15 protein-coding genes are annotated in these 22,148 nt (G+C 68.4%); 4 read left to right on the forward strand and 11 right to left on the reverse strand.

Annotated features, from left to right (window positions below):
* Positions 1 to 37 precede the first annotated feature (37 nt).
* Positions 38 to 976: an NAD-dependent epimerase/dehydratase family protein gene (locus ABD210_RS26860; protein ID WP_344114993.1), complete on the forward strand. Its 939-nt coding sequence runs from the start codon at positions 38 to 40 to the stop codon at positions 974 to 976.
* Positions 977 to 1,209: 233 nt separating this feature from the next.
* A complete protein-coding gene (locus tag ABD210_RS26865; RefSeq protein ID WP_344114995.1) occupies positions 1,210 to 2,535 on the forward strand; it encodes an alpha/beta hydrolase in 1,326 nt (441 codons plus the stop codon).
* Here the strand turns inward: ABD210_RS26865 and ABD210_RS26870 are convergent.
* The 4 genes from ABD210_RS26870 to ABD210_RS26885 all read right to left on the reverse strand — a co-directional run bounded on the left by ABD210_RS26870 (position 2,512) and on the right by ABD210_RS26885 (position 6,143).
* Positions 2,512 to 3,339 carry an SGNH/GDSL hydrolase family protein gene (locus tag ABD210_RS26870; RefSeq protein WP_344114997.1) on the reverse strand — a complete coding sequence of 276 codons (828 nt, stop codon included), beginning with the start codon at positions 3,337 to 3,339 and terminating at the stop codon, positions 2,512 to 2,514. The two genes, ABD210_RS26865 and ABD210_RS26870, sit on opposite strands and share 24 nt — an antisense overlap.
* Positions 3,340 to 3,448: 109 nt before the next feature.
* Positions 3,449 to 4,681: a sensor histidine kinase gene (locus tag ABD210_RS26875; protein WP_344114999.1), complete on the reverse strand. Its 1,233-nt coding sequence runs from the start codon at positions 4,679 to 4,681 to the stop codon at positions 3,449 to 3,451.
* Entirely contained in the window at positions 4,678 to 5,373 is a 696-nt protein-coding gene (locus ABD210_RS26880) for a response regulator transcription factor (RefSeq protein ID WP_344115001.1), read from the reverse strand. Before ABD210_RS26880 ends, ABD210_RS26875 begins: the two co-directional genes overlap by 4 nt.
* On the reverse strand, positions 5,370 to 6,143 hold the full coding sequence (locus ABD210_RS26885) for an FAD:protein FMN transferase (protein ID WP_344115003.1): 774 nt from the start codon (positions 6,141 to 6,143) through the stop codon (positions 5,370 to 5,372). The genes ABD210_RS26880 and ABD210_RS26885 overlap by 4 nt, the downstream gene beginning before the upstream one ends.
* Positions 6,144 to 6,361: 218 nt before the next feature.
* On the opposite strand from ABD210_RS26885, the gene ABD210_RS26890 reads away from it, so the two are divergent.
* Both ABD210_RS26890 and ABD210_RS26895 read left to right on the forward strand, forming a co-directional pair.
* Positions 6,362 to 7,030, forward strand: coding sequence for a response regulator transcription factor (locus ABD210_RS26890; protein WP_344115005.1), 669 nt, complete (start codon positions 6,362 to 6,364; stop codon positions 7,028 to 7,030).
* The gene (locus tag ABD210_RS26895; RefSeq protein ID WP_344115007.1) at positions 7,002 to 8,123 is read left to right on the forward strand and encodes a sensor histidine kinase; all 1,122 of its coding nucleotides are present in this window, start codon (positions 7,002 to 7,004) and stop codon (positions 8,121 to 8,123) included. Before ABD210_RS26890 ends, ABD210_RS26895 begins: the two co-directional genes overlap by 29 nt.
* Here ABD210_RS26895 and ABD210_RS26900 read toward each other — a convergent pair.
* From ABD210_RS26900 to ABD210_RS26930, 7 genes are all read right to left on the reverse strand, one after another.
* Positions 8,080 to 9,900 (reverse strand): copper resistance CopC/CopD family protein, encoded by a 1,821-nt coding sequence (locus ABD210_RS26900; protein WP_344115009.1) that lies wholly within the window; start codon positions 9,898 to 9,900, stop codon positions 8,080 to 8,082. The two genes, ABD210_RS26895 and ABD210_RS26900, sit on opposite strands and share 44 nt — an antisense overlap.
* A complete protein-coding gene (locus tag ABD210_RS26905) occupies positions 9,900 to 10,382 on the reverse strand; it encodes a hypothetical protein (protein ID WP_344115011.1) in 483 nt (160 codons plus the stop codon). The genes ABD210_RS26900 and ABD210_RS26905 overlap by 1 nt, the downstream gene beginning before the upstream one ends.
* Before the next feature lie 63 nt (positions 10,383 to 10,445).
* Positions 10,446 to 13,457, reverse strand: a complete 3,012-nt coding sequence (locus tag ABD210_RS26910) for a multicopper oxidase domain-containing protein (protein WP_344115014.1) — start codon at positions 13,455 to 13,457, stop codon at positions 10,446 to 10,448.
* 11 nt (positions 13,458 to 13,468) lie between these two features.
* Complete coding sequence (locus ABD210_RS26915; RefSeq protein ID WP_344115015.1) at positions 13,469 to 14,758, reverse strand: multicopper oxidase domain-containing protein; 1,290 nt, start codon at positions 14,756 to 14,758, stop codon at positions 13,469 to 13,471.
* 16 nt (positions 14,759 to 14,774) lie between these two features.
* The gene (locus tag ABD210_RS26920; RefSeq protein WP_344115016.1) at positions 14,775 to 16,031 is read right to left on the reverse strand and encodes a multicopper oxidase domain-containing protein; all 1,257 of its coding nucleotides are present in this window, start codon (positions 16,029 to 16,031) and stop codon (positions 14,775 to 14,777) included.
* Between the two features lie 80 nt (positions 16,032 to 16,111).
* Positions 16,112 to 21,490, reverse strand: coding sequence for a hypothetical protein (locus ABD210_RS26925; RefSeq protein WP_344115017.1), 5,379 nt, complete (start codon positions 21,488 to 21,490; stop codon positions 16,112 to 16,114).
* Between the two features lie 157 nt (positions 21,491 to 21,647).
* Positions 21,648 to 22,148: a DUF3830 family protein gene (locus tag ABD210_RS26930; RefSeq protein WP_344115019.1), complete on the reverse strand. Its 501-nt coding sequence runs from the start codon at positions 22,146 to 22,148 to the stop codon at positions 21,648 to 21,650.

Consider the following 22,148-nt stretch of genomic DNA (forward strand, 5'->3'; position numbering starts at 1 on the left):
CCGTGTCCCCCTGTCGTACGCAGAGACGGAGGATGACATGAAGGTTCTGGTAGCAGGCGCGACCGGCGGGCTCGGACGTACGCTGGTGCCCAAGTTGATCGCCGCCGGGCACGAGGTGACCGGGATGATCCGCTCGGAGTCGAGCGCGGCAGGTCTGCGCGCGCAAGGCGCCGGGGTGGTGATCGCCGACGGCCTCGACGCGGGTGCGGTGAAGGCGGCGGTTGCGACGGCCGCCCCGGAGGTGGTCGTCCACCAGATGACGGCGCTGAAGAACGGCATCGACTTCAAGCGGTTCGACCAGAGTTTCGCGCTCACGAACCGGCTGCGGACCGAGGGCACGGACACCCTGCTCGCCGCTTCGCTGGCGGCCGGCGTACGGCGGATCGTCGTCCAGGGGTATGCCGGCTGGAATCTCGAGCGCGGTGGTTCCGCCACCAAGTCCGAGCAGGTACCGCTGGATCCGCATCCGGTGCCGGCGTCGCGGACCACGATGGAAGCGCTGCGCCACCTGGAGTCCAAGGTGACCGGTGCCCAGGGCATCGAAGGCGTCGTACTCCGGTACGCGAGCTTCTACGGCCCGACCGGCGCGATCGGCAAGGGCGGCGAGCTCGTGGACCTGATCCTGCAGCGCAAACTTCCGCTGATCGGCGACGGCTCCGGGATCTGGTCGTTCATCCACTACGATGACGCGGCCGAGGCGACCGTCAAGGCAGTCGAGAGCACCGCCACCGGCATCTACCAGATCGCCGACGACGATCCCGCTCCAGCGGCCGTCTGGCTCCCTGAGCTGGCCAAGATCCTCGGCGCCAAGCCGCCACGGCACGTGCCCGCCTGGCTGGCGAAACTGGCCGTCGGCGAGCTCGGCGTCTCCGCGTTCACGAAGATCCGCGGCGCCTCGAACGCCCTGGCCAAGCACACCTTCGACTGGGAACCCGGCTACGACAGCTGGCGCGAAGGCTTCCGCCGGGGCCTCTGACAGGCCGACACCCCAAGCAGGCAAGCCAAAGCCAGCCGGTGCCGGCTGCAGGCCGGCCAGTACGGTGAGTCGTCCTCAGCCCGCTATCAGCAGGCCCGGTCCATAGTGGCGACGCCGGTGCGACGGACCGGAGCACCTTCCGCCGCTCCCGTCCGTCGTGCCGGTGTCCACACCAGGCCCGTCCGCGGCCCGGGGCTACGCGGCTGTGCTCGACAAGCGACCACGGAGGCGAGATGGTTTCGGAGGTATCGCTGCTCGGCGGCTGGCTGCCGCTGGTGATGGAACTGGCCGCGGCGACCGCCTTGGTGCTGGCCATTGGCTGGCGCGACCTCCGCTGGCGGACCCGCCGCGTACCGGTTATCGCCGCTGCCACGGTCCTGGTCGGCTTCCTGGCGGCAAGCGTGGGCGCCCCCGCGCTGGGCATCACCGACCCGTTGCCGTTGTCCGTCTGGAGCTGGTTCGCAGCGGCAGTCGGCGCTCTGCTCGTGCTGGCGCTCGGCTGGAGCAGCACATCGTGGTGGCGCCGGCTGACAGCAGTTCTGGCGACGGTCCTCGCCCTCTTGGTCTGCGCCAACGATGTCAACCGTTTCGTCGGCTACTTCCCGACCGTCGCCGATGCCGTGGCGGGGTTACAGGGACGGCTGCCACCCGGACAGCTGTCTATCGCGCAGGTCCGCAACCGGGATCCCCAAGGCGCTGTCGCGGGCGCGCTGGTCAGCGTCACCATCCCGGCGACTCCGAGCGGGTTCGCCCACCGCACGGAACTGGTCTACCTTCCGCCCGTGTGGTTCAAGGGATCGCACCGCCCGACGCTGCCGGTGGTGGAAATGATCGGCGCCGAGCATTCCAAACCGGAGAACTGGGTCCGGATCGGCAACGCGGTCAAGACCGCCCAGGCCTATGCGGCCCAGCATCACGGCGCCGGGCCGATCCTGGCGTTCGTCGATCCCACCGCCTCGTTCGCCAACGACACCGAGTGCGTCAACGGCCCGCAGGGCAATGCCGAGGACCACCTCGTTCGTGACGTTCCGCCGTACCTGAGCGCGACCTTCGGTGCGTCGCGAAGTCCGAGGTTGTGGGCAGTGCTCGGCTTCTCGATGGGAGGGACCTGCGCCATCGGCCTGGCGACCGAGCATCCGGCCACCTTCGGGCACTTCGTCGACATCTCCGGCGACCTGACGCCGAACACGGGGAACAAGGCGCAGACCATCGCCCACCTGTACGGCGGGTCGGCCGCCGCCTGGGCCGCGCACGATCCGTTGACGGTCATGGCCAAGCACGGTCGCTACCCATCCCTGACCGGCCGGTTCCTGGACGGCACAGAGGAACTCACGCACATCAGGCAGGCGCGGCTGCTCGCCGGCGCGGCCGCCAAGGTTCACATCCCGTCCCAGGTCGTCGTCCTGCCGGGCGGCCACAACTGGCAGTTCGGTTCGACCGCCTTCGCCAACGTCTTCCCCTGGCTCTGCGGCCAACTGGGCCTCCCCGTCGGCAACACGTTGCCGGTGCCTCACCCGAGGAAGCATTCCGTGCTGTCAGCTGGACGGCAGCTTGGGTAGACCGGCCTGGACCAGCACCTGGGCGATCAGCAGGTGCCCGGCGGCGTTCGGATGGTCGCCGTCGGGGGCCAGCAGACCGGTGACTTCCTTGCCCCGCTTCTCGAACGGCCCGAACAGATCGACGTACTTCGCGCCCTGCGCCCCGGTGACTGAGGCGACGACCGCATTGACCCGCCGGGTGAGATCGACGGTGGCGGCAACGCCCTCCGGCGAAAAGGCCTTCTGCGCGACCTCTCCGTCCTCATAGACGTTCCAGTACCCGGTCACGAGCACGGTGGTGGGTTTGTCCTGCCGCAGCGTCCGGATCCTCGCGAGGATCCGCTGCAGGTCGCCGGACAACTGGCCGATCTCCTGACTCACGCAGTCACCGCCGGCTGCGTTGGCGCAGTTCGCCGCGGTGACCTGGTCGTGATGATCGCCGAAGTCGTTCGCCCCGATGGTGAGCAGGACGACGTCCGCACCCGCCACCGCGGCTGCGTCGTCCTGCTGACCGAGTTGCCCCAGCAGCCCGGCGGAATCCAGTCCTCCGACACCACGGTTGTCCACCATCACCTTTGATCCGGTCCGCTGACCGAGAAGGCCGCCGTAGACCTCAGGGAACGCAGTGCAGTTGCAGGCGCCGCCCGAGGTCACGGAGTCGCCGAGGGCGACCACTCGCAGCGCTGCCGGTTCGGCCGGTGCGGACCGCGGCGCGGGATGCGCGGTCGGCAAACTGGCGACTGCTTCCCGTAGGGCGGTCCTGCCGGCCCCTGAAGTCGCCGCCAGAACGCCGGCGCAGACCACAGTGGTCACCACTACCGCCACAACCCGCCGCAACCTCATGCAGCAGGAACCGGCTCGTTCGTCGTGAGCCGTTCGGGCCTGTTTCCGTTCATGAGATGCAGCATGACACGGCCGTTCACTCAGCTTCTGCTCAGCGAACAGGACGTGACGGGTCCCAGGCGGGCAGAACGAGTTCGAAGGTGGCGCCGGTCTTGCTGTTCACCAGGCGCAACTGGCCGCCGTGGCGGTTGGCGACGTCGTGGGTGAGCGCGAGCCCGAGACCGTAGTGTGCCCGGCCGGACCGGTGGCCCCCGGAGTCGAACCGGCGCAGTACTCGCTCTGCCTCTTCTGGCCGGATGCCAGGCCCGGTGTCGCTCACAGCCAGCACCACGTCCTGGCCGCTGCGCCGGACCTCGATCCGTACTTCGCCGTCGCGCGGCGTGTGATCGACGGCATTGTCGACCAGGGCGAGAACCGCGCGCCGGATCGCGCCGGCGGAGCCGAGGACTGTCGAGCCCCCACCGGTCGTCTGCCACGACAGGCGAACCCGGACCTCGGTCGCATGCGCGCGGGCGCTGTCGGCTACGGCCTCGACGATCTGGGCCAGGTCGACCGGTTGGTGGTCTTCCTCGCCTCGGGGGTCGGCGGCCACCAGCAGATCCTCGACCACCTCCCCCAGCCGCTGCGTGTCCTGCACGACCCCACGCGAGTCGCGCAGCAGTTCGTCGCTCAGACCGTTGCCCTGCAAGGCCCGATCCAGCACCTGCGCGCGGGTGCTCAGCAAGGTCAACGGCGTCCGCAACTCATGACCGGCGTCGGCGACGAACGCCCGCTGCAACGCAAGGGCCCGCGCCAACGGCCGAACCGCGCGACGCCCGAGCAGGATGCCGAGCAGCGCGGCGAAGATGAGCCCGGCCGCCGAGGCGACGCCCATCGCCTGCAACAACCTGGTCCGTTCCTGGTGGGACGTGGTGAGGTCGAGGACAGCCTGGATCGGCCGCCCGTCACGAACCCCGGTGGCGACCCGGTACTCCGCGGCGTCATCCAGCTTGGCGCTGGTCAGCTGCGCCGAGGAGCCGGTGTTCCGGCGCAGGCCGGCCAGGTCTGCCTCGAGCTCCGCCGGCAACCCTGGCGTGATCTCCACGCCGGTCGGCCTGTCCATCACCAACCACACGCCCGGAGGTGGATCGCTCACGTCGTCGGCAGTACGCAAGGTGGACCGCAGCAGATTGTCCGCCGCACCTGCCTGACCGCGGACGACCACGATGGTGACCAACACGATCAGCAGCAGCATCGTGACCCCGACCAACGCCGCGGACCGTACTGCGACCTCGCGAGCCGCCCTGCGGACCAGTACCTCGTCACCGATCGGCCGGCTCCTCATGAACCACCGAGCCGGTAGCCGAGTCCTCGGACGGTGCTGACCACGCCGCGTCCCAGCTTGCGACGCAAGTAGTGGACGTAGGTGTCGACGATCGTCTCCGACTCCGCTGCGTCGAAGATCCGGTCGAGCAGGTCGCTCCTACTGAAGACAGTCCCTGGCCTTGCGGCCAGCAACGCCAGCAGGGAGGCCTCCCGCTCGGACAACTCCACCCACTCGCCGTCAGTACGCCGTACTGTCCGGGCCGCGAGTTCCAGTGAACCGCCGGGCACCGGCAAGTGCTCGGCGCGGTCCGGGTGGCGCCGGACCAGCGCGCGGATCCGGGCCAGCAACTCCGTCAGCTCGAACGGTTTCGCCAGATAGTCCTCGGCGCCGGCGTCCAGGCCGTCCACCCGGTCCTCGGTGGTTCCCCGGGCGGACAGCACCAGGATCGGCGTGGTGATTCCCCGGCTGCGCAGGCGGGCGATCAGGTCGAGCCCTTCGACGGCCGGCAGGCCCCGGTCGATGATCATCACCTCGAACCGACCGGTCAGCGCGAGGTGGAGACCACGATGGCCGTCACCCGCGCAGGTCACCGCATAGCCCTCGTCGGTGAGCACCCGGCCCAGCAACCCGGCCAACTCGTGGTCGTCCTCGACCAGCAGCAGCCGCGCCGGCTGGATCCGGGGCGGTGCCGGACTACCGACCGCCGTCATCGAGCCTCACCGGTCCGCGGCCAACCCTCGGTAGCCCGCAAGGTGCCATCGGCGAGCACCCCGAGCCCGTCGTACCGGGGCAATGCCGAGACGGCACGCGGCCAGTCGTCGCCGGCCACGAACGCGGCGGTCGCGAGGATGTCGGCGGACTCCAGTGACGGTCCCGTCACGGTGATCGACAACCAGTTGGAGGCCGCCGAGCCACCGGTCCGCGGGTCGTACAGATGAGCGCCTCTAGCCGCGGTTCCGCTGGTCGCCACGGCGCCCGCGGTACAGGCGATGGTGGTGACGACTCGGCCCGGATCGCGGGGGTCCTGGATTCCGACGACGAACGGCTCACCGCTCGGGCAGAACACGACCACGTCGCCTCCGGCATTGAGGCACCAGTCGAGCCCGCTGACGTCGGCCAACTGTCTGCTCGCTCGCTCCGCTGCCCAGCCCTTCACCAGGCCGGATGGATCCCACGTCCCGGCCGGGGTGTCGGCGTCGAAGAGTCCGCCGGTGAGGTCGCGGGCCTGCTCGCAGCGCTCGGCCACCTCACGCACGATCGGATCCACGTCGTCCCAGCCCAGCCCGCCGTTGGCCAGCCTGCTGACCGCGCTGTCCGGCTTGTACGGCGAGAAGATGCGGTCGAGCTCGCGGAGTTCGGCGTAAACCGCCTGCACCGCCTTGTCGGCAGCCACGCTCCGCGCCTGGGATCCGCGCGCCAGCACGCTCACCGGCAGGCCCATCACCTGCTCCACCCAGCTCCGTTTCTGCTCCGACGGCACGGTCACACCGTACGTCGCCCGACCTAGTGCCCCGCCAGGGTCAAGGAACGTCGCCAACGGGGCACTGCCATGCCCTGTAGGCGCGAAATATGACGAATTGTCATCTAAGCCCCTTCCGTACCGGTTCACGGAGAGTCAGTATGTCCTTGGGGGTCTGTGGGGGCAGATCAAAGGGGCTTTAGGGGACGGGTCTGGCTGTGACCAGGTCTGGGGGGCAGATGACGACAATTCTGGTAGTGGACGACGAGCCTGAGCTCGTGAGCTTCGTCCGGCGCGCGCTCGAGGCCGAGGGGTACCAGGTGCTCACGGCAACCGGCGGCGCCGAGGGCCTGCGGGTGGCGCTGACCAAGAAGCCGGACCTGATGGTGCTCGACCTGCGGATGCCAGAGGTCGACGGCGAGGCCGTGATGGCCGGCGTGCTCGCTCGTGGACCGGCGACCAGGGTCTTGATCCTGTCGGCCGTCGCGGACGTGGAAGCCCGGATCCGCTGCCTGGAGCAGGGCGCGGTCGACATCCTGTCGAAGCCGTTCGCCATCCAGGAACTGCTGGTGCGGGTCCGGTCCAGACTGCGGATGCCGACCGAGAAAGGCCCGGACGACTATCTGCTGCGGGTCGGCCCGATCACGCTCGACGTCAGGGCGCGGCGCCTCCGGGTGGACGGCTCCGAGGCCATGCTCTCCGAGCGGGAATTCCTGCTGATGCAGCACTTCATGCGCAAACCCGACATGGTCTGCTCCCGAAGCGAACTGCTCGCGGCCGTGTGGGGCTACGACTTCGACCCGGCAACCAACGTGGTCGACGTCTGCGTCCGCCGGCTCCGCTCCAAGATGACCCGCGACGTGATCCAGACGGTCCGCAATGTCGGTTATCAGCTTCAGAGCGCGTGAGCCCCGCGCCGTCGCCGCCGAGCTCCCGCGGCCCGGCCACGGCAGCCTGCGGCCGGGGTTCTACCCGCTGATCGACGGACTGCTGGCCGTTTACACGGTCACGATGCTCGTGCTCATGCAGATCATGATCGAGCGTGAGGTGATTCCGTATCACCTGCTGTTCCTGGGACTCACGCTCGTCTACGGCTTCCGGGTCTGGCCGTTGAAGCCGACCCTGCTGGTCACCTTGGTGATCACGGCGGCGACGGGCTGGATCCTGGTCAATCACCAGATGCGGGACGGCAGCAGCCGGGCCGAGTGGGCCGAGATACCGCTGATGCCGATGCTGTTCCTGGCGATGGTGTGGCACGCCCGGCGACGGGTGGCGGCGCTGCAGCAGGTCGAGGTGATGGCCGAGGAGCGGTTGGCGGTCTTCGATCGTGAGCGCGAGTTCTTCCGGGACGCCTCCCACGCGATGCGAACACCGGTGACGATCGCGCGCGGCCACCTCGAACTGCTCGAGCCCACTGTCAGCGGGAGTCAGCCCCGAAAGGATCTCGCCACCGTTCTGCGCCAGGTCGACCGGCTCGCCTCCCTTTCCACCCGCCTGATGGCGCTGGCCAAGCTGGACTCGGGCCGGGCGGTGCGGAACCGGGCGCTCGATCTCACCGAGGTCATCCACGAGGTCGGGAAGAACTGGCGGGACAGTGCCGATCGGGAGTGGGTGATCGAGCCGCTGCCGACGATGCCCGTGCAGGCCGACCCGGAGTGGCTCGAACTCGCCTTGGACGCCCTGATCGAGAACGCCGTGCACTTCACCGCTGACGGCGGCCGGATCCGCTTGTCCTGTGCGGTTTCCGGCCCGTGGTACGTGATCAGCGTCGCCGATTCCGGACCGGGCATCCGCCCACAGGACCTGCCGCACGTGTTCGAGCGGTTCTGGCACTGGCGGCCGGCGTCCATGCCGACGGGCAGTGGTCTGGGCCTGCCGATGGCACTCGCCACGGTCCGGGCCCTCGGCGGTCAGATCACCGCGTCCACGGCCCCGGAGGGTGGCGCGTTGTTCGAGCTCACCCTGCCACGTCCGCCGAGTCCCGACTCCGCGGACGACTGATCTCGGCAGCTGTTACCTCCGCGGCTTGGACTGTCCGCCGAGCAGTCACCCTGCGCAGGCGGGCCACCGTCGCCGCCCACCAACCGACGGTGACCAGGAACATCACCACGAACCAGATCATCAGGAGCTCCTTCCGGATCGGCCTGGTGGACACCAGCACCGATCGGTCGGCCACGGGCGCGCCACCGACCGCCCAGTGGTAGGCGTGCACGGCGTCCGGCAGCCCGGGCCGCTCAACGGTCACCGTGATCCGGGACAATCCGGTGCCGTTGAGCGCGACCGGCGCCGACCAGCGGCCGTCCGCCAGCTGGGCCGCCGGCACCGGCCCGGAATCGGTGCCGTCGGCATCGACCAGGCTGACCGTGACGTGGCGGATCGGGGCCGGCGCGGGACGGCGGGTGTCGAAGACGTCGACCAGGACGAGGTTCTGTCCGGGCCGGTTCGGCCGGACGGCCAGCGCCTGTTGGAGATCCACCACCCGGGCGTCCTGGATCGGGACGACCTGCGCCGCCGGGTCTTTGACGAGCTGTGGTTCGAGCGCCGGCTGGCCACTCGTGATCACCGCTGCCAGACCTAGCACCACCAGTCCGAGCGCGGCCTCACCGATCAAGGTCCGATGGCTCAGCAGCGGTCCGCTCCTGCGCCGAAGACGGAAGTGATTCAGCAGTCCGAGTACCCCGGCCACCGCCACGAGGCCGACCTTGAGCAGCAACACACGTCCGTAGAAGGTGACCAGTGCGGCATCGACGGAGCCGATCACCCCGCTGGTCAGGTACAGCCCGGTGACGATCACCACGGAGATGGAAGCAGCCGCCGGCAGCCCGAAGGACCTCAACACAGCCAGCGCGGCAGGCCGGTGGTCGCGGCCAAGGACAATCAGCAGGCCGAACACCAGAGCCCCTGCCCAGGTGGCGGCTGAGACGAGATGCAGGGCGTCGGCCAGGACCTTCGTCAACGAGAGCGATGGTCCGGCGCCCGAGTGGCCGAGCAACGCGGTGCCGATGGCAACCAACCCCGCGCCAAGCCCGACACCCGAGGCCCGGATTCGCGAAGGACGCAGGAAGGCGCAGCCGACCAGTAGCAGGAAGCCGACCTCGCGAAGACCCCATCGAACCCCGTAGGAACCCGAGAGCAGGTCAGTAGAACCCGCTTCGACGATCTGATACGCCAACAGCGCAAAGGCTGCCGCCGCACCCAAGTAGGCGCCCAGCATCTCGCCCCCACGCGTCAGCCCCGCCCAGGCAGGCGCAGCAGCCCCGCCTTGCCGCCGAACCAGTCTGCGCATCAGGGCACCGCCAAGCGCCAGACTCAGCGCGAGGAAGGTGATCCAGCGCAAGGCCGCTTCACCTGCCGCCGGTTTGGGTTCGTCCAGTCCGGCCGCCGTCACGGCATGTCCCACTCCGAAGACCAGTACGCCGGCCGTCCGGTGCAGGTCGTCCGCGGACAGGGTCTGCCAGGACACCCGATAGGCACCCCGCGGCAGGTTCGGAAGAGCCGCCAGCACCTGCGATGGCTCCTCTCCGCCCTCCCCCTCGATCCGCACGTTCGACACGGCATAGTGCCGGCCGTTCTCGGCGACGATGTCGAGCTGGGTCGCAGCCAGCACGACGGTTTCGCTGAAGTCCAGCCGCAGCTGGGTCGGCGGGCCGGTCAGGACCGAACCGTCCCCGGGACTGCTCGAGGTCAGGAACGCGTGGGCGCTGGCGGTTTGCGGCGACCAGACCACCAACGCGGCCACGATCGTCAGCAGTGCGCCGATCCGCCGCAGCCGCGACATCAGAGCACCGGTGCGTGGAGCAGGCTCAGATCCCCCAGCCGGATGGTGGCGTCCTCGCCGTGCCGCAGAGCACCCTTGGTGTTCTGGTACACCAGGTAGTACGTCTGCCCGGCCCGTAGGGTGTGCCCCTGCTTCATGACGGACACCCGCTTCGTGCCGCCGTCGCGCTCCTCACTCCGGAGCTCCGGCGGATGCTGGACGTCCGACTGGAACCGGGTGGCCTTCTCGCTGTCGAGGACGACGTAGGTCAAGGTGATCAGTCCCCCGTCACCGACGACGGCGACCCGGCTGAAGCGCACGCCGTACTTGTCCTCGATGGCGGAGCTCTGCGGGAAGCTGCCGGGGTCTGATGAGGACACGATCTTGAGGGTCACCAGTCCGCCCACGATCAGGGCGACCGCCAGGACGGCGATCAGGATCACCAGGCGGTTGATCCGGCGCCGCGGCGGCCGGAGTACTTCGGTCTGCAGTGTGTCGAGCATTGCGGTCCCCTCCCAAGGACGTCGCCGGGACCCTGAGCGTCCAGGGTCCCGGCTGTCTTACCGCTACGGCATCGTGAATCTCGTCGAGGCGAAGCTGTCGAAGGACGCGTGCCCGGAGGAGCTCGGACTCGTCCCGGCCGACACCCCCAGCCAGGCCGTCTCGATCCGGAGGTTGCTGTTGTTGGCGTTCTGCTGGGACTTACTCGTCCCGTCCACCAGCAACCGCAGCGATCCCGAGCCCCCTGAGGTCCAGTCGACCTGCAGGGTGTGGGTTCCTGCGGACAACGTGACCCAGGGACCGACCAGGGCCGCCCCGGTGTTGCGACCCATCAGCATCCGCACCTGCGGGGTGGTGCCGGTCAACCGGTAGTCCAGCGCGAAGGCCTGACCACCGGCGGTCCTGCCCTGCAGCAGACTCAACGCGTTGGTCCCGGAGACCAGGTCGTTCCGGTTGAAGACGAACCTCGCGTGGTACGACGCCTCCGCGGCAGGCGTGTTGTCAGTCAGGTACCCGACCCCCGGCATGGTGACCTGCAGACCGCGCAGGCTTCCCGGCTCGATCGGCCCCGGCTGAGCTGCCGACGGTGTGTTGAGGACGCCACCGGTGGTGCCTCCCCAGAAGCCGAAGCCACCCGACTCGAAGTCGTCGGAGAAGATCCGGTTGGGGCGTTGCACCGAGACCGTCGTGTTGACGGACTTGCTCCAGTTGCCGGCCAGGTCCTGCACCCGCAGGTTGAACACCTGGTTGCCCTGCGGGACCGAAGCGAGCGGCACGGTCACCTGGACCTTGCCCGCGACCACGCTGACCGGCAGCGAGATCCCCTTGCCCACGCCCGGATCCGTTGCGCCCAGCCAGTACTCCGCCTTCGCGATCAGCGAGGCATCGGTGACCGGTGCGGTCAGGGTGAGCGTATCGGCGCCGTTGGTCGGGCTCGGCGAAGCCGTCAGCGCCCCGAGAACCGGCACTGTCTTGTCGACCACCAGGTTCACCGCGAACAGCGGACCCCAGTTTCCGGCCGCGTCCTGACCACGGACGTAGACGTGGTGAGTGCCATCGGCAAGGGCCTTCACCTGCGTGAGCGGGATCAGCCCGTAGAACGCCTCACCGGTGGAGTCCAGCTTGCCGTCGACCGGGAGCATCTGCAGCCCGGTGCCGCCGACAGGGTTGGGCACCTTCGGGTCCAGGAACGCCTCCGCATCGGTGAGCTTGCTCTGCAACGCACCACCGGCGTCCTTGTCGGTGATCTGTGTCGAGATCAGCAGGTTGCCCGGATGGCTCTTGTCCGCCAGTACCGCGTTCGTCGGGTTCGGCCCGACGCTGGCCGCGTCGACCGCCGGCCCGGTCACGTCGATCGGCAGTTCGATGTCGAGCGGCGGACCCCACAGCCCCAGCGAGTCCTTGCTGTGCACGAAGACGTGGTGCACACCTTCGGCCAGTGCGCCCAGAACGGCAGTCGACAGGTCCGCGTCCTCCGAGACGACTGAGGCGCTGCGGTTCAGCGTCATCGGCGTACCGGTACCGCTCGTCCCGACCGTGTCGAGGAAGTACTCGGCCTCGGTGATGACGCCACCGGCCTCGGTGTCGTCGCCGGTGGCCGACACGTTGACGGTAGCCGTCCCGTTGGCCGGCACATCCGCGATCGACCCGTTGGTCGTCTGCGGGCCCGTCTTCGGCAGGTTGAGGATCGCCGAGCCGACGACGCCCCAGTTGCCGACTGCGTCCAGCGCGCGGACGAACACCGTGTGCCGCCCGGCGTCGAGTCCATCCAGCACGGCCGTGGTGATGGTGCCGGTCGCACCGGCGATGGTGACACCGCTGCCGGGCAACGTCATCGCCGTACCGAAGCCGACCCCCGTCGTCGCCGCGTCGTCGATGACGAACTCCGCCTGGCTGACGGCAGAGCCACCGGTGGTCGCGTCACTCAGATCCGCGGTCACCGTCACCGGCGACAGGCCGGTCGACGGGTTCGGGCTCAACCCGATGTGAGTGGACACAGGCCCGACCCCGTCGGTGCTCGGCGGCGGGGCATTGGTGTCGAGGAACGTCAGCATGCCACCGAAGGCCAGCTGGGTCGGATCGGCCGTGTGCTGCCCGTTGTTGTCCAGATGCCTGGCCGTCTCGTAGACCGCCAGCTTGGACTCCGGACCGGACGGCATGGTGACCAGACTGTCCAGCGTCTGGCCTGGATCGATGCTCTCCGCGGCCACCGTGGTGGCGTACCTGGCCGGATGCCCACCTTGGGCGATCTCGACCTGCTCACCGCCGAGCACCGTCATCGGGTGGGTCATCGACCCCACGTTGACGTAGCGCACGAGCACCTTGTGCCCCTGGTCGGTCGCGATCGGATCGCTGGCCGGGTAGGGCTTGCCGTTGATCAGCCGGTACTTCGGCGCGAACTTGCGCAGGTCGAACGTCCCCGGGCTCGCGTTGAACGCCGGGTCGAGCTCGCTCAGCACCAGGACCGCGTCATCGTCGTACCCGGTCGCGGGGTACCCCGCCGGCTGAGTCCCGTACGCCGTACCGTCCGAAGGCAGCACGACGAACGCGCCGGCCAGGCCCATCGCGACCTGGCGTGCTCCGCCGGAGGTGTGTCCGGCCTCGTAGAGGAACGTGCCTGGACGGCTCGCGGTGAAGCTGTAGGTCCGCGTGCCCGAGTCGATCCCGGTGGAGTCCTCGGTGCTGCCGGTTGGCAGCGTCTGCCCCGGGAATGCCAGCGAGACGGTCTGCCCAGCCAACTCGTTGTGCAGAGTCACGCTGACCTGGTCGCCCTGGTGGACCACCAGAACGGGACCGGGCGCGGTGGCTGAGCCCGCCACACCGGTCGGGGAGAATCCCCAGATCGGCACCGACGTACCCAGGATGGTTGTCGTCCCGGACAGGGCGTAGAGGTCGCAGGCGGCCGTGCCGGCGCCGAAGGTGCAGCCGGTCGGCGTGAGTTTGCCTACGGCAACTGATGCACGGGATGGGGCCTGCTGCCCCACCACCGAGGCGGGCGTTGCCGAGGCGTGCAGGGAGGTCACCCCGAGAGCCGCGGCCGCCACGACCGCGGCGGCGACACGAAGTCTGTTCGTCATCGTCGGAGTCCTCACTGGCTAACGCAGCCGGCGGGCGGGTCGATGCGGAAGACCGTCATCATGCCGCCGAAGGCTGCCCCGTAGTTGGTCGCTTGTTCCAGCGCGTGGCTGTGCGCGATGTGGTAGTACTCGCCACACTCGTTGTTCTGCGTCATGTTCGACGGCACCGCGTTCTTCGTGCCGAGGTAGCCGCTCTCGGAGAACCAGGTGTCCGAGCCCACCAGCAACTGATCGGTGATGGCCGGGATCTGGGTCGGGATCGGGTTGGTGGTCGCGTTCCAGCCCTCGACGTCACGCCAGTCCATCAGCACGTCGAGTGTCTGTCCGGGCCCCACATCGAGGTCGTACTTCTGGTAGGACAGGTCCTGGCCTTCCGGACCCGCCAGGGCATGGCCGTCCCGGTTGATCACCCGTTCGTCACTGCCGTGCGGGTGGAACGGGTAGTTCACGCTGCCGGCGTTCAGATAGCGGATCGTGGCCGGCAACGGGTTGGTGGCCGCGTCGTACGGCTTGATGTGGACCAGGGCGCCGTACGGCTGGGTCGGCAGCCAGGGTGCGTTGTTCGGCGCGAGCGTGTCCGGCATGCTCCGGCCGTTGATCATGAAGTAGCGCGCCACCGAGGAGTTCAGGTTCACCGGCTGGTTCCGCTCGACCGCAAGGTGCACGTCGGGGTCGATCTCGGACAGCAGGTAGACGTACTCCTTGCCGTTCGCGAAGGCCGAGTCGCCGCGGTCGTTCACCTGGTTGGCGTGACCCGCGGGCCGGACCACCAGCGCGCCGTACAGGCCCATCTGCTGTTGCTTGTCGACGTCGGTGCCGGTCTCGTAGAGGTAGGTCCCCGGGCTGCCGGCTGTGAAGGTGTAGGTGACGGAGCCGTCCGTCGCCGCGGCACTTTGGACCAGGGAGGTCAAGGAACCTCCGGAGTCGAACTGGGGCTGGGCCGGGTTGCCGTTCGCCTTCACCGCCTTCTGCCCCGGGAACACGATGGAGGTTGCTTCTGGCAACTTGTTGTGCAGGACCACGGTGACCTGCCGGCCGGACTCCACGCAGAGCGTCGTGCCGGGGAACTGGAAACCGCGCTTGCTGTTGGCGTAGCTCCACATGTAGATCGAGTTGCCGTCCGGCGTCGAGACATAGCCGTCGGTCGCCGTCAGCGAGAAGGTCTGGTTCGCATCGGTGTCGCAGAGCAGGCCCTCCGACATCGCCGCGGCGGACGTCTGCGTCCAGATCACCGAAGGAGTGATCACCAGCACGGCCGCCGCCGTCAGGGCCAGCAGTCGCTGGACCGAGAGTCGTTTCATCGGATCATCGCCCCCGTCACGCGTTCGCCGCGGTCTGCGCGGGATAGGTACCGGGCGGCCCGACGATGATCTTGGTCATCATGCCGCCGTAGCCGGCCCCGCCGCCGTTGTGCAAGTAGGAGTATTTGCGGTCGTAGAGCAGGTATTCGCCCGGGTCGGGTGCCACGAAGATCGCGTCGCGGCTCTCGCCGGGACCGACCTCGACCATGTTGGTGGTGAGGTAGTTCGTGGTGCCGTCCCGGCCCTTGAGCAGGCTCGCGTCCTTGGCGACGACGGTCAGATCGATGTTGTCGACCGTCATCGCGTGGTTCTGGTAGCCGAGGTTCGACATCCGCAGCAGCACCCGATCACCGGCGTTGCAGCGGATCAGCGACGAGATCGGCTGGTATTGCAACCGGCCGGCCGCGGTGCTGAGCGGATCGCCGTTGGGCGCTGTCGTGTCGGGATAGCCCCGGCCGTTCAGCAGCCAGAAGCTCGGGTCGTAGTCGGTCCAGTCGTTCACCTGGATGTGCGCGTCGCGGTAGTGCGCGGCGGACCACAGTTCGGTGAGCATGAAGGCGAACTCGCGGTCGTAGGCAGTCGAGCCGTCGCCGTCGTTGTAGGCGTACCGCTCCCCCGGGTGCAGTGGGTTCCGGTTCTGCGCCGGCCGGACGAACACCATGCCCGTCATCCCCATCTGCACGTGCTCGACGTCCTCGAAGTGGCAGTGGTACATGTACGTGCCGGCGTCGTGCGGCCGGTAGAAGTAGGTCAGGTCGCGCCCGATCGGCACCGCCAGCGAGAGCTCCGGCACCCCGTCGAACAACGGGATCGCGTTGACGAACCCGTGCCAGTGCAAGGTGTGGCCGTCGAACAGGTCGGGCCGCACGGACAGGCCGAGGTTGGTCAGCGTCAGGTAGACGTCGTCCTCCTCGTCGAAGGACATCATCGGTGCGCTGATCTGGGCCTTGCCGCGTTGGGCCGCCACCAGGTTCGAGGTCATCCCGGTGACGTCGCGGAAGCCGAAGACGTAGGTGTTGAAGGGACTCGGGGCGAGTGTGTCGGGGAAGAAGGGCGGGTCGGGTGGAGCGTCGGGCATCGCCACCCAGCCGTCCGTGCCGGCCAGGTGCACCTGCTTCATCGGATGGGCTGCCGCGGCGGCCGTCGCGTGGCCGGGTGCGGCCGCGCTGCTCGCGGTGAGCAGCCGGCCGCCGAGAACGGCTCCGCCGACGGCGCCCGCGCCGCTGAGGAATGAACGCCGCGACAATCCACGCGGCGCAGAGCTGTCAGTCATCGGGATCTCCCGTTGTGTAGCTGGTCTGAGTGGGCTGATGGTGTGGCCTGCCCGTAGGAGGGGCGGGCAGGCCACACGGCTCACGGCGTCATCTGATCCGACCCGGCGTCATACCTTCGTTGGAAGATGCCGGTAACGGTCGGCCGGGGCTGGCCGTCGATGTCCGGGCTGGGGGCCGCCACGGTGTAGAAGAAGCCGGTGGTGGGGGTGCTGCCCCAGCCGACCCTCGTGCTGGCCGCCCCTCGTCCGCGAGCGGACGAGGCCGGTGTCGCCGTGGCTAGATGGAAGTCGCCCATCAGGTCCGGTGGCAGGAGTTGCGCCACGATCACCGCCTCGCGGAAGGCCGGGTAGGACCGGACCGCCAGGATGTTGACCGAGACCTCGTACGGCGAGACGAAGCCGGGGTCGACCGTGGAGTTGGACGCGTCCGGCGCGACGCCGGTCTCGTCCTGCAACACCGAGTAGGTCGGGGTCAGCAGCGCCCCGGGGACGTCGGTGGTGCCCATGTCCCACGTGTTCACGGAGTTGTCGGTGCCGTCCGGCAACTTGCCGCCGATGCCGTACACATAGCCGCCGCTGAAGTAGCCGGCCCGGTTGTCCCAGAACACGTCGTTGAGCAGCGTCGGCTTGCTGAACACGGTGGCGGCCAGTGTCTGCGACCCCGGGAACACGGTGGTGTTGCGGAGCCTGGCCTGCAGCGGATCGCTGTTGGCCGCGGTGGACAACCCGGCCGGAGCCGGCTCGCCGTTGCTGGTCACCGCGGAGGCGGTGGTCAGGTTCTTCGTCACCGTGTTGTTCACGATGTTCACGAACGCCGCGTCGTCCAGGGCCAGACCGCCACCCTCGTGGGCGGACACGTTGTCGGCGATGGTGTTGTTCGTGATCACGATGGTCTGCGGATCGGACCGGGAGATGTGCGACCCGCTCGTCTGCAGCAGCCGGATCCCGCCGCCGTCGTCGTTGGCGAGGTTGGCCTGGATCGTGTTGCCGTCGATGGTGACCGGACCCGATCCCGGCGACAGCGCCGTCGGGACGGCCGGCAGCTCGCCGGCGATCATGATGCCGCCACCCTCGTCGTACGAGGCGTTGAACCAGATGCGGTTGTCGGTGATGCTGCCGCCTGTGCTACCGCCCGGGTTGGCCATGTAGCCGAAGGCCGAGACGGCGCCGCCGTACTCCGCGGAGTGGTTGCCGCAGATGGCGTTGTCGTCGACCTGGTAGCCGTCGCTGCCGGTGAACAGCCCGATCCCGCCGGCCAGGTTCGTGCCGCCGTTGTCGCGGATCTGGTTCCGGGCGATCACCGCGCCGTAGTTCTGGTTGTTGCCGACGTACGGCGTACCGATCCGGATGCCGCCACCGTACGAGCCGCCGTTGCCGTGGATGACGTTGTCGGTCACCTGCAGGTTTCTGACGTTCGAGTGGGCGTAGACCCCGCCGCCCTGGGTGATGAGCGCCCCTGCTGCGCCGTACGGGGTGGTGACGGCGCCGGTCAGTGCGTTCACGTTGCCCGGCAGGTCAGCTTGGGCGCCACCGGTGATGCTGAGTCCGTCCAGACTGACCGGCCAGCTGTTCGGAACGAATCCGGCCCGGGCTGGGTCGTCCAGCACGGTGACCACGGCCGAGTCCGGGACCGCCGGGTTGCCCGAGTACCTCAGGCTGCTCAGCAGGTTGACCCAGTCGGTGCCGTTCGGGTTGTCCAGATTGAAGCCGGATCCGTCGAGGATCGAGCCTGGCACCCAGGTGTTCGCGGAGTCGAATCCGCCTGGACCTACGCCCTGGATACGGACCTGGTGGTGCACGATGACGTTCTCGTTGTAGTCGCCGTGCGGGTTGGTACTGCTCGGGGCGTTAGGCCAGACGACCACCAGTCGGTATGGCCTGAGTCGCGTCGGCGTGGCCGCCTCGAGCCCGGCTTGCACGGTCTTGTAGGTCTTGGTAGGTCCGACCTCCGTGATCAGCGGGTTGTTCGCGGTCATGCCGGCGGTCAGCGTGTTGGCTGCTGCGAGCACCTGGACGGTGATGCCGTTCACGCTGCTCTTGCCGTTGTGGCCGGTGATCGAGAGCACCGCCGAGCCGAGGGCGAACGTGTTCGGCACGGTGAAGGTGATGCTCTTGTCGGTCCAGCTGGTGACTGCCATCGCCGTACCGTCGAGTCTCAGCCGATCGGGGTCGCCGGCGGCTCCGAAGCCGAACCCGGTCACGGTGATCGAGCGGTCGCCGTCCCCTCGCCTGATGTAAGGCCGACTGACGGCGAGCAACTGGGGCACGGTCGCACCCAGATCGCAGATCGTCGGGTTGGCCGTGGTCGTGTCCGGCCCGAGCACCGTCGCGGCGACCTGGGTGGGCGCCTCGTCGGTCACGGTGTAGAGCCCGGGCCACGCCTGGAAGTTGGTCGCGATCGTCCGGAACCTGGAGTTGTAGTCCGAATTCAGCGCCCCTGGCTGACCTGGATCGTTACCGACGAACCGGTACATGTTCGGGCAGGGACCGGCCGGCAGCGGGCAGTTGTAGGTGCCCGTGGACGGCTCCAGCGCCTCGTACAGACCGTTGAAGTCGGTGTGCACGGTGTCGACCAGGCGGCCGGACCAGTCGTACAGACCGACCGGGACGAAGGGCAGGCCCTGCGCCTCGCCGTAGTTCACGCTGCGCTTGTCGAGCGTCAGCCCGAGGTCGTTCAGCGTCAGGCCCCAGAAGTGCGTCGGGATCGGCACGTCGGTGAACAGGTTGAAGTTCGGCGCCGTCGCCTGGTTCGCGCGAAGGTCCACCAGCTTGTCGTTGCACAGCGGCATCTCGTAGCCCTGGAAGGGGCTGCCGCCACCGGCGTTGAACGCCTCGTTCTTCACGTCGACCTTGTGCAGCGGTCCGGCACAGGGCGAGATGATGCCCGCCTGCTGCGATGGCGGCTGGTCGGGCGGCGTCGGTGTCGCGTCCGGCGGTCCGGCCGGGTTGCTCGCGTCGGCCGGCGTGGCCGGCGGGTAGTTCTCCTGCGGCAGGTAGGTGTCGCCGTCGAAGACGTTGACGTCTTCTTCCTTCGTCACCTGGTACATCGGCTTGCCGTCGACTGGGTCGTTCGGTATGTCGACCGAGACGATGTAGTCGCGAGCAGGCAGATCCTGCTCCTGGCCGTCCGGCAGCGGTGCGTAGAGCGCGAGACCGCCGGGGTTGTGGACGGCGTCCGTCGCCGGGTAGAGGTTGATCTTCGAGGTGGTGAAGCCGTAGTTGCCGTTCACCTCTTGGCTACCACCCTGGCTGTCGCTCGCGCCGACAGCCACACCCATCATCGGCGCCTCGACACACAACGTGTTCGCGACCGGCCCGAATGCGGGCAGGGCCTGCTGATCGGTCAGCGGCTGACCGTTGTACTGGCGGGCCGTACAACCCCGCGGCGCCTTCCACTTCTCCGAGGTGTAGGCATCCTGAACCTCAGGACCCTTCACGAACGCCCCGTACTGCGGGTTGTCCTGCAGCACACCGTTCGCGTCCGGGAGCTGCTTGGGCTCGGTCTCGTAGCCCTGCCGGCACAGGTCGGCCGGAGTGGTGTCGGTGCAGGCCTTCGGCACGTACAACCGCACCGGTACGTCGGGGATGCCCGGCTGGTACGGCTCGGTGGCGGCCTTCGCCGGGTCGAGCTCGTTGCGGGTGGTGTCGTAGGTCACGGTGCCCACGATGCCGCCGTTGGTGCCCGGGTCGTAGGGCTGCACACCCCAGTCGATCTGACCCCGCAGGCCGATGATCGGCAGGAAGTTGATGTCAACCAGACTGCCGAGCTGGGTGGTCGCCTTGGTCTCGTTCGCACCCTTGTAGGTGATACCCGTCGTCTTGTACCGGGTGTTGAACCCCTCCAGGATCAGGAACTTGCCCAGCGGGTAGGTCTCCTTGATCTCGTAGTTGCCGTTGACATCGGTCGTGGTCGTGTTGGTCGCCTGGTCCATCAGCGAGTTGTCGCGTTCGCGAACCGTCAGGCCGAAGCTCGGAACGGCGCGCTCACCGGTGTCCCGCTTGCCGTTGCCGTTCGAGTCGACGAACACGGTGCCGTGGATGTGGGTGAACCAGCCGACCAGCATCTTGTTGCCGACGTCGGTCACGTCACCGTTGCGCACCTCGACGTTGAAGCTCCACAGGATGTAGTCCTGGTCGTCGTCCCACAGCGTCAGCTGGTAGGTACCGTCCGGCACGTTCTTGATGTCGAAGCTGCCGTCGGCCGCGCCGCGACCGACGTACACCGCGGCGTCTCCGGCGCCGAGGTCCGAGAGCGCGATCCAGGGGTTCTTGATCGGACCGTCGGACTTGGCGCCCGCGAACCCGGTCTCGGGAACGACCTGTCCGTTCTGGCCGCCGATGTAGGGCAGCCCGGCGATGACTACGCCCTTGATCTCGCCTGTCGGCGGCGTGCCGGCCGGCGTGGGGAGAGCCCGGGTGCGGACGAAGCCGAACTGCACTGCCGGGACCAGCTCGCGGCCGCGCACCTGCTCGGTGTCGTAGCCGGTCTCACCCTCCTGCTGCCAGATGTCGTGGTCGTGCCCACCCTCGAGGGTGGTGGTCTGCACCCACTGGTAGGTCTGACCCGGCACCGGTGGCGGCGGCGTGACCGTCGCGGCGTAGCGGTTCGGGCCCATGTTCGGGATGACGATCTGACCGGTCGAGTCACTCGTGCACTTGCCGGTCGACTTGGCCGTGTCGACGATCGCCTTGTTGTTGCCGTCGAACAGCATCGCCCCGGTGCCGTTCGCGTTCGCGTGCTTGTAGACGGTGCACAGCGGGTTGCCGTAGTAGTCGGTGCTGACCAGGCCGAGCACGTCGGTCAGGTTGGCACTGAAGCCGGCCAGTCCCTGCTCGGCGTCGACCTCATAGGTGCCGTCGACGGGCACGCTGTCGTTGAAGACCTGGATGCGCAAGGTTGTCAGCGGCAACGGGGTCGGATTCATCCGTACTTCGGTATGGGTGGTCTCGCCCGAGGTGACGGTGAAATGCTGCCCGTCGATCTTGAACCCGTCGGCGGTCACCGAGATGAGGTACTTGCCCGGCGGCAGGTTGCCCAGCACCGTGGTGTCGCTGAGATCCGCCTCGGTGCCCTGCGCAACGATCGGCGCGAAGCCCGAGGTGCTCCGGGTCGACGGCCACGGGCAGGTGTCCGCGTAGTTCGGATCGCTCGAGCCGCCTGCTGCGGTGCTCGGCAGGCACTGGTCGGTCAACTGGTTCGCCCGGGTGCCGGGGTTCCCTGTGTCGTCGACGTTGATCAGCCATTTGTAGTGCGGCACCGGATCGTTCTCGTGCACGAATCCGGGTCCCGAATTGACCGACCTCGCGCTGGCCACGTGCAGCGTCAGGCTGCCCGGGCCGGCCGCCGCCGCGGGTGCGGCGGGTCCGGCCAGTTGCCCGGCCGACACGACCGCGGCGATCAAGCTGAGACCGACCAGCGCGCGCAGCCACCGAGGCGCGGTTGTCCGATGAAAAGTCACGACCCCTCCCCCACTCATCTACAGCCGCGCGTCCTCCCGACATCACGGCTGTCGATCGCAAGAGTGACCGGAGCCTGCCTCCGGCGGGGCAAGATGACGGCAGTGTCATTTTTCTGTCACCCGTGGGTGGCAGCTGACGCTGTGGCCTGCCTGTGGGCTAGGAGCGGCGGGTGAAGGTGAGGGTCTCGTCGCGGGCGCCGCCCATCCAGACGTCCTGGCAGGCGGCGGCCATGGCCTCGAAGTTCTCCGTGATGGCGCCGAAGACGTTGCCGGGGACCCAGCCCTGGTCCCCGTTGATCAGCAGGTTGTTGCGCCCGTAGAACAGGGCGAGGTCGACGATCGCGCCGGTGGTGCCGGTGCCCGTGGTGTTCTCATACCCGTAGGCGGGGTTGCCCAGATCGTCGGAATCAAAGGCGAAATAGCACAGGTCACCCGGGATCGGGGTGATGGTGGTGTTCTCCTTGCCTGGGGCAACGGGTATGAAGGCCGGCAGCAGGGTGTAGATCTCGTTGCGCGCGTACTTCCCGTGGTAGACCGGCGCGGACAACGGCAGCGCGTCCCAGACAGCCGCACAGGTCCGGGGGGCCTCCTCGTCGAGCAGCCGGGCGACACAGCTCACGCCGCGCTTGTCCAGAGTCACCGTGACGAACCTGCTCAT

The sequence above is a fragment of the Kribbella alba genome, from assembly GCF_039529635.1.
GTDB lineage: Bacteria > Actinomycetota > Actinomycetes > Propionibacteriales > Kribbellaceae > Kribbella > Kribbella alba.